Origin of the sequence: Bradyrhizobium sp. (genome assembly GCF_027307225.1) — a bacterium.
GTDB lineage: Bacteria > Pseudomonadota > Alphaproteobacteria > Rhizobiales > Xanthobacteraceae > Bradyrhizobium.
In genome coordinates, this window is sequence record NZ_DAHUXJ010000137.1 from 1 (window position 1) to 7,914 (window position 7,914).

At 59.9% G+C, this 7,914-nt stretch carries 8 protein-coding genes; 1 reads left to right on the forward strand and 7 read right to left on the reverse strand.

Annotation, left to right across the window (positions count from 1 at the left end; all coding sequences use genetic code 11):
* Positions 1 to 102: 102 nt before the first annotated feature.
* Positions 103 to 957 (reverse strand): alpha/beta fold hydrolase, encoded by an 855-nt coding sequence (locus M6D32_RS22675; protein ID WP_298260459.1) that lies wholly within the window; start codon positions 955 to 957, stop codon positions 103 to 105.
* A 345-nt stretch (positions 958 to 1,302) separates the two neighbouring features.
* A complete protein-coding gene (locus M6D32_RS22680) occupies positions 1,303 to 2,226 on the reverse strand; it encodes a division plane positioning ATPase MipZ (protein ID WP_298260461.1) in 924 nt (307 codons plus the stop codon).
* A 601-nt stretch (positions 2,227 to 2,827) separates the two neighbouring features.
* Here M6D32_RS22680 and panC point away from each other — a divergent pair.
* Positions 2,828 to 3,679 carry a pantoate--beta-alanine ligase gene (gene panC, locus M6D32_RS22685; protein ID WP_298260463.1) on the forward strand — a complete coding sequence of 284 codons (852 nt, stop codon included), beginning with the start codon at positions 2,828 to 2,830 and terminating at the stop codon, positions 3,677 to 3,679.
* An 8-nt stretch (positions 3,680 to 3,687) separates the two neighbouring features.
* Here panC and M6D32_RS22690 read toward each other — a convergent pair whose 3' ends face one another.
* The 5 genes from M6D32_RS22690 to M6D32_RS22710 form a co-directional block, all read right to left on the reverse strand.
* Positions 3,688 to 4,128 carry a DUF1489 domain-containing protein gene (locus M6D32_RS22690; RefSeq protein ID WP_298260465.1) on the reverse strand — a complete coding sequence of 147 codons (441 nt, stop codon included), beginning with the start codon at positions 4,126 to 4,128 and terminating at the stop codon, positions 3,688 to 3,690.
* A 155-nt stretch (positions 4,129 to 4,283) separates the two neighbouring features.
* Positions 4,284 to 5,234 carry a hypothetical protein gene (locus M6D32_RS22695; protein WP_298260467.1) on the reverse strand — a complete coding sequence of 317 codons (951 nt, stop codon included), beginning with the start codon at positions 5,232 to 5,234 and terminating at the stop codon, positions 4,284 to 4,286.
* Between the two features lie 231 nt (positions 5,235 to 5,465).
* Positions 5,466 to 5,657 carry a hypothetical protein gene (locus M6D32_RS22700; RefSeq protein WP_298260469.1) on the reverse strand — a complete coding sequence of 64 codons (192 nt, stop codon included), beginning with the start codon at positions 5,655 to 5,657 and terminating at the stop codon, positions 5,466 to 5,468.
* Between the two features lie 301 nt (positions 5,658 to 5,958).
* On the reverse strand, positions 5,959 to 6,483 hold the full coding sequence (locus M6D32_RS22705; protein ID WP_366145853.1) for a YidB family protein: 525 nt from the start codon (positions 6,481 to 6,483) through the stop codon (positions 5,959 to 5,961).
* A 405-nt stretch (positions 6,484 to 6,888) separates the two neighbouring features.
* On the reverse strand, positions 6,889 to 7,545 hold the full coding sequence (locus M6D32_RS22710; protein ID WP_298260474.1) for a glutathione S-transferase family protein: 657 nt from the start codon (positions 7,543 to 7,545) through the stop codon (positions 6,889 to 6,891).
* Between the last annotated feature and the right edge of the window lie 369 nt (positions 7,546 to 7,914).

Below are 7,914 nucleotides of genomic sequence, written 5' to 3' on the forward strand. Positions count from 1 at the left end.
ATTCTAAACCGCACTAGAATCATATAATTGGCTAGTGCTCCTTTGATTCCGAAGTTCGTAAACGTGGAGCCGCAATATGATACGAACTTCGGAATCGGAGCACTAGTTGCGCGCGACGGGAACGAAGGGGGCGACAGGTCCCGCATCGGTCATCACCGGCTTGGTCGTTTCAACCGGCCGGAGATCGCTATCTTTATCCAGCATCTTGTCGAGCGTCTCCTCGATCGACGCCTTGGCTTCATCGGAGCCGGTATCGCGCATGTCATTGTGCTGGAACGAGGTGCGCACCACCGTGATCCCCGCCTTCTTGCAGATATCGTCGCTGGGAACGACGCCCGGATCAGGCTTGAAGACCGGGTCTTTGGAGCGGAACGAAATGATCTTGAAGCGGCCATCGGTCATGAACGGCACGCGCAGATTGTCCAGCGTCACGACCTTCTTGATCTGGTCGGGATAAAGTTTGGCGAAATACATCGAGATGTCGCCGCCATTGGAATGCCCGATCATGGTCAGGTGGTCGTAATCGGCGTTGGGCTGAATCTTCTTCAGCTCGTCGATCGCAAAGCGGATGTTGGCGACGCCCCGGTGATATTGCGGCAGACGCCCCACATAGAGCTCGCCGACCTTGGTCACCAGCGGCGCGTCGGTCGCAAGGTCGTGCTGGATACTCGCCACCATGTAGCCGCGGGCGGCGAAGAGATTTGCGAGGAACGAGTATTCGGTGAACTTCACGGTGTTGCCGTGATTGAGGATCGCCACCGGCAATTTGATCAGGCCGGCATCGGCCTGCAATTCACGGTCGCGGCGAACCGCAAGGTCGACGGCGACCGGCCGTTCGCCGCGCGACGCGTCATAAAACATCATCGTCTCGTGATGGATCGCCCACTTGCTCGCGGTGAAGTAGCCAATCGCGAACACCACGGAGAGCGAGAGCAGAACGGCAATTCCACGTTTCATGTTCGTCCCCTGCAGGACCGCTTCAATTGCCTGAATTTCAGGTCCGGACACGGCTTCACGTTGTCTCAATATAAAATCACGCGGGGGTGACCGAAAGACCAAATGTTGGGCCTCCGTCGCCCGATCGTTGTGCGACGCACCATTCCATCGGCACCGAATACCCGCCGAAACGACACGCCGGACGCGCGAGGAAATCGCCGCGTGGGGATCAAAGGGTGGTTGAGATCTTGGGTAAAGGTTCGGTAAAACAAGGCCCTGGTAAACGGGCGATGACGAGAATCCGCGCAATTGAGCGGAGGCCTGCCGAGCGGGGAAGGCCTTGGCCGCCGGAGTCCGGACCGGATCTCAGGCGCCGATGATGTCGTGAAGCTCCAACGGCTTGTCGACTTGACTGAACCACTCGGCGCGGTTGGCGGCACGGCGTCGGCCGCGCTCGTCGAGCGGCAGCCTGAGCTGGCGCAAGAGGCTCGTGACTTCTTCGCGCGCCGTCACATGCCCGAGGTTCGGCCGCGTACCGAGCGTCTCCTCGTCAAGATCATCGAGCGCGGTCAGGCCGCGCGGGAAAAACTCGCGATACACCACCCGTTCGGCAAAGCCGTCGACCGAACGAAAGCCAAGCCGCAGCGACAATTGCTTCAATCCGTCGGCGACGAGCTGTTTGTTCCGCGAGCCCAGCATCGATAGCCGGTTGCGAACGACGATCCAATCGGTGCTGACGCCGTCGATCTGCCGGCGCTTGCGGCGCGTGTCGCGCACCATCTCGGCATAATGGCTTTCGCCGGTGACCGAATAGGTCTCGGGGTCGACGGTTCCCAGAACGTCGAAATCGAGAAAACTGTCATTGATCGGGGTGACCAGCGTGTCGGCCATCGAGTGCGCTAGACGCATCAGGTAGCTGTCGGAACCCGGCGTATCGATCACGATGAAATCGAAGCTGTGTTCGACCGCCCTCACCGATTCCTCGAACTGCTCGAATTCGGTGATCTCGTTTTCGGCGATCAGCATCGTCTGGCCGAGCTTGATGCATCGATGCACCGGCATTTCGAGATCAAGACCGGTCCGATTCGCCCATGCGCGGCGGTTATTGATATAGCGGGTGAAGCTTTGCTGGCGGCAATCGAGGTCGATGGTGGCGACCCGCTGGCCGGCCTTCAGCAAAGCAACGGCAACATGGAGGGCCGTGGTAGACTTGCCCGAGCCGCCTTTTTCGTTGCCCAGCACGACGACATGAGCCGAGCCGGACTGACCCTGACTAGTCTGCAGCAACATGCATTTGATCCCCTTTGCGCATCTTCAAGTCACGCGCAAGCGCGGTCAAGTTAAATGCGCAAACCTCATCGCAAATCAAAGTATCGCCAACCTTAACGGCGAATCACGCGCGGCTTCGCTGTCAGAAAAAATTTTTGCGAAGTGTCTATCGCGCCGATGCCGGCCGGGTCTTGCCGCGCCTGGCGGCTGGCCGCAGAGCTTCCAGTGGAGTGGATTTGACATTCGCTACCCCTCAGCCGAGCATTCGAAATGCGAATGTCAAATCCAAAAACTCCACCAGGAACCCATATTTGCCAGTGGTCCTTTGATTCTGACATTTGCAAAAGTGCCTACCGCGGCGGGATGCAAATGTTAGAATCGGACCACTAATGCCCACTTTCCGAAGTTCGTGCTCCATCGCAGCGTCCACCTTCACGAACTTCGGAAAATCATGGGCTACTCATAAACTTATTGATTCTAGTACCGCTTTATCGATCTGAAGTCCCTGATCGAATTCGCCGCTTGTGGTGCAGGGACTTCAGATCGGCGGTACTAGAGTCAGACGTTGCCCGATCCCGCCGTGCCCCTCATTTCGACACCCGCCCGACAAGATTGAGACCCAATGCCTTCACGCCCCATGATCGCCCGTAATATCCCCGCGCTGCGTCGCGCGCTCGATGGTCTTCGTGCAAGAAAAGCCTCGGTCGCACTGGTGCCGACCATGGGCGCCCTCCATGACGGGCACGTGTCGCTGGTTCGCCTGGCCAAGCGGCGCGCCCGTAAGGTAGTGGTGTCGCTCTTCGTGAACCCGACTCAATTCGCCCCGACCGAGGACTTCGGATCTTATCCGCGAACCTGGAAGGCCGATCTTGCCAGGCTGACGGCCGAGGGTGTCGACCTGATCTGGAATCCCGACGTCAGGGTGATGTACCCGGACGGTTTTGCGAGCCGTATTATTACGGATGGGCCCGCGACGGTCGGCCTTGAGGATCGTTTCCGGCCCCATTTCTTCGGCGGAGTCGCCACCGTCGTCGGCAAGTTGTTCACGCAATGCCGGCCCGACATGGCCATCTTCGGGGAAAAGGACTTTCAGCAATTGCGGGTGGTGTCGCAGATGGCCGCCGACCTCGACCTCGGCGTCAAGGTGATCGGTTCCAAAACCGTGCGCGAGCGCGACGGGCTCGCGATGTCGTCGCGCAACGTCTACCTGTCGGCGGAAGAACGCCGCGCCGCCCCGGTTCTGTTCAAGGCCATGAAGGAAACGGCGCAGCGCCTGCGTGCCGGCGAGGAGGTCCAGGCCCCACAGGCCAGCGCCGTCGAGACCATCACCGCCGCCGGCTTCGCGGTGGATTATTTCGAGACGAGACACGCCGAAACGCTTCAGCCGGTCATGTCGATCAAGGATGGGCCGCTGCGTATCCTGGTGGCCGCCAAGATCGGAACAACCCGCCTGATCGACAATATCGCCGTGTGAGGCTATTGCTAGAGCAGCCCGAGATCGCGCAATTCGCGGCGCATGGGCTCGGGCATGGCCGCAACGCCCGATGCCGCCGATCGCGTGAGATCGGGCGGCGCGCCGTCTGCCTCGAAGTACCGCCATCCCTGGAACGGGCGCATTGGACGCGGTGAAACCGAAATGACTTTCGGCTGCATCACCAGCCGACAGCGGCCGATGCCGTCTTTATCGCGAAAAGGCTCGATGCCAATCAGTTTTTCGCGCGCGGCGATTTCGCCACGGATGACCCAGTAGAGCGAGCCTCCGGCGAGGATCTCCTCCACGCGCTTGGGCGTCATTCGCGTGACGTGAATATGATGGGGCGGCTGGTTCTTCTTTTTGGCGGTCTTGATGCGTTCGGCAACCCACTCCCTGAGGTCCTTCACGGAGTCGCAGCCAACGCAAAGCTTGATCAGATGAAGCGGCATCGCGCCGGTCGCCTAAACACTGGTGGAGTGGATTTGACATTCGCTACCCGCCTTGCCGCAGGTTCGTCAAGCCGATGTCGAATCCACAAATCCGAAACTCCACTGGAAAGATATTTTGCGACGAAATCGATGGGGACTTCAGGTCGCGGCGGCAATCAATTGGGGGAAGCAGCCGGCGCTAACGCTGTGGGCGCCAAAGACGTCGCCGGAGCCGGCGTATGGGCCGGTCTCGGCGTCGCCTGCCTCTTGGCCACCGCGGTCGACGATGCCGCCGGCCGTGGCGATGCCGTCGGCCGAGGCGAGGGCTCGGCCGCCGAAGTGTGCGAGGTCGTCGTGGGCTCCGGTGTCATGATGCTCACGGGCGGCGTCGAAGCAGCGCTCGGAAATTCGGCATTGGTCGGCCGGCCGGTCGGCACCCCCGGAATAAGAGCTGCGACCGGCGGGACGGCGGGCACCGCCGGCGCCGCGTTCCAGGTGATCGAATAGCGGCCGACCAGGCCGTCATAGGTCCGTTCTTCGATATTCGACGAGACCCGTCTCCGATCGGTCAGCGATTTGAACGCGGCACAGTCCGACGGCGTGCAATGGTCGCGTACGACCATCACTTGGGCCATCAGCCCATACCGATCATGCTCGACGGCGTGGCGTAGGGCCTCGATCTCCGGCGTCATGTTCTTGTCGGCCGTCGCGACATCGCCGAAGCTGGTCAGGCGGGTGATTTGACGGGCCGCATAGGCCAGTGCTGCGGCGGTGGACTCGGGCGAGCCGAACACCGCCTTTTCGCAAGCGGTCAGAACTGTCTCGCCAGCGAGATCGTCGACACAGGCGAGCGTCGGCAGGCTCGACGTCGCAATTGGAGAAGCGCGGTCGTCCTCCGCCGCGCCGCCAGCGCTGAAGCCAAAGCCGCGGGCGGTTGCGGCAAGAGCAACCCCGACGGCAAGCAGTGTGATAACTGTCAGCGCGCCGTTCGCCACCGACTTCTCGGCCCGCAGCAGCGTGATCAGGACGATAAAGGCGAAAAATCCGGCTGCGGCCACCGTCAGCCACATCGGAAATGCAGGCGAACGCCACAACTGATCGAGCGTGTTGGCCGAGGCCGAATTCATGCGCGGCGTCCCTTAATTCGGCAAAGGCGCATTCGGCATTCGCGAGTTTACGAATCCAATGGCATCAGCAAGACAGCTGACATAGCTCTGCCCTGGAAATCCGCACGACGCATACCGTTACGTTGCGGGCTTCCAAACCGTCACACCAGCTCGGCCGCCAAGCTATTTCTGCGAACCCGGCCTTTTGACGGCGGACGAAGCGGAACTCGCTTCATCACACGCAGCGTCACATCAAGAAAGTACGAGCTGACTTTCCTTGGCCACGCGTTCGAAAGCTTCGGTGGAGCTTTTGATCCGGTATTGGCAATCGTCACCATCGGTCGGAAGCAGGCGGATCACTTCGTAGGTCCCGCTCGCAGCCGGACGTGCAACGTTGCTGGCGGTAAAATAGACGGTCTCTCCAACCTTATATTTATGTGTCAACGCCCATCTCCATCACGCATGGCGCCGGCGCTCACCCAAGGTCCCACTTGCGTCGCCGACTGAAACAAACAGCGGCTGTATAGCACGCGGCCAAACTTTTTGGCCAGCGCGATCCGCACATGACAACACGTTAATTTTGCAGGCTTTTCAGTTAGATAAATGGCCGACCGGGGCCCTTCTGGCGGGCCGAAATAGCCGGTCGGATCTGGCAAACGCCCTGCACTAAGACCAGAAGTTCAGGCAAGCACATATTACCGCCGGGCGTTGTAGCCCGACGGCCAAATAATACCTTTTTTCGAAATCAGGCCGTATGGGGCAGCTTCCCGTCGGGGCTCGCCTGATCGACGGCCTTCGGCAACTGCTGCGCCAGGATCTGGGAGATCTGATCGACCGGGATGTTGTACCGGGCGGCGAGCTGGCGGACCGTGTCGCTGCCCAGCACCTGCTGTAACTGCTCCGCCGTGATCGGCAGGTTCTGTCCATTGCCGATCCAGGACTTCACCTGGTCACCGAGGCCTGCCTGCTGCAATTTGGCAACGATGGCGTTGAGACCACCCTGCCCGCCGTTGCCCAGCACTTCGCCCAGCACGGTCGGCAGCACGGAGGCCTCGAGCTGGCCAAGCGCGCCTTTGAAGGCCGGTGAATTTTCCAATGAATCGAGAATGCCCATGGTCGAACCCTCTTGGGTTAGGTGGCGAAGGTGGGTTAGGTGGCGAAGCTGGTTCGCTGATTTCAGACCCGTTTGCCGGTTCCGGTCAAGCGCCGAATCCGACGGACAAAAGCGGCGTCGGCCGTCGCAGAACTCACCTGAACGGGCAGAACTCACCTGAACGGCCAGTCACAAATCCATCATATCGAAGCGAGGGCAGGTCCGTGTCAGCTGGTCCGGGACGGAGGTGCCGCCTCTACGTCCGGCGCTTTCGGGCTGGCGTCACTTGAGGATGTCATCTCATCGGCCTGCGATTTGAGGCTGGCGGCTTTTTCGACGAGCAATGCTGCCAATTCAGGGTTCCCTGTTGCGCGGGCGAAACTCAAAAGTGCCATCGCCTGACGCGACAAATACCCTCTTCCGACCATCGTGCACCCCCAATAAGAATATGCGCTGCTAACGCTTGGGGGAGCATTCGGTTTCACAGAAAGTGCAAAACTGAACGCGAATGGTTCCCGGAGAAAGTGGAAAAATCGCTTGGAACCAGACGCGAATCGGCTTCCAGCGGTTCAAATCAAACGATCAGGGCGTCTCGAACTTCTCGATGATGATCGTCTCGGCAAGACCAGCCTTGGTCCATTCTGCAAAAGCCGGCAGCGCCATCATTGCGTCCATGTAGGCTCGCGTCTCTTTCGCGACCTCTATAGCGTAGGTGCGGAAGCGATGGACCACGGGCGCGAACATGGCGTCCGCCGCACTGAAAGCGCCGAATAGAAACGGCCCGGACTGCCCATAGCGTTGACGGCACTCGGCCCAGATCTGCTCGACCCGCGCGATGTTGGCACGCGCATCGGCTGACAGTTCGATCGCGCGAACGGGCCGATGCAGATTCATGCCGCATTCATTGCGGAGCGCCGCAAAACCGGAATGCATCTCGGCGGAAACCGAACGCGCGTGGGCGCGCTGCGCAGGATGTTCTGGCCATAGCCGCTTTTCCGGAAAGCGCTCGGCGACGTATTCGATGATCGCAAGCGAATCCCAGACGGTGACTTCGCCATCGACCAGGATCGGCACCTTGCCCGCGCGGGACACGTCCAGAATTCGCTGCTTGTCGGCCGCGCCCGTGTAGAGCGGGACGAATACCTCGTCGAACGGAATGTTGTTGGCGCGGAGCGCCAGCCATGGCCGCATCGACCACGACGAATAGTTCTTGTTGCCGATGACGAGCTTTAAAGTCATTTCAAGAGCTCCGATTCCGAAGTTCGCATGATATCGCAGCGACCTCTGATGCGAACTTCGGAATTAAAGGAGCTCTAGTACCTATTTGATTCTAGTGCGGCTTTGAATTTGAAGTTCCTATGACGAACTTGCAGCGACACTGATAGGAACTTCAAATTCGCCGCACTAGTCTACTCCTGACGGTTGCAGTGTGCCGTCCCGGCTTGTGCAGCGAATTTGAGGTACCAAGCGTGACCGCCCGTTGCTGTCATCGAGCCAGCATGGCAGCATCCCCACCGCATTCAAAGGGGCATGTATGCGCGTCTATCTCGTCGATATCCTCGCGGTCGGTTTTTTTATTCTGGAATGGGCCGTTTATGCGATCACGCT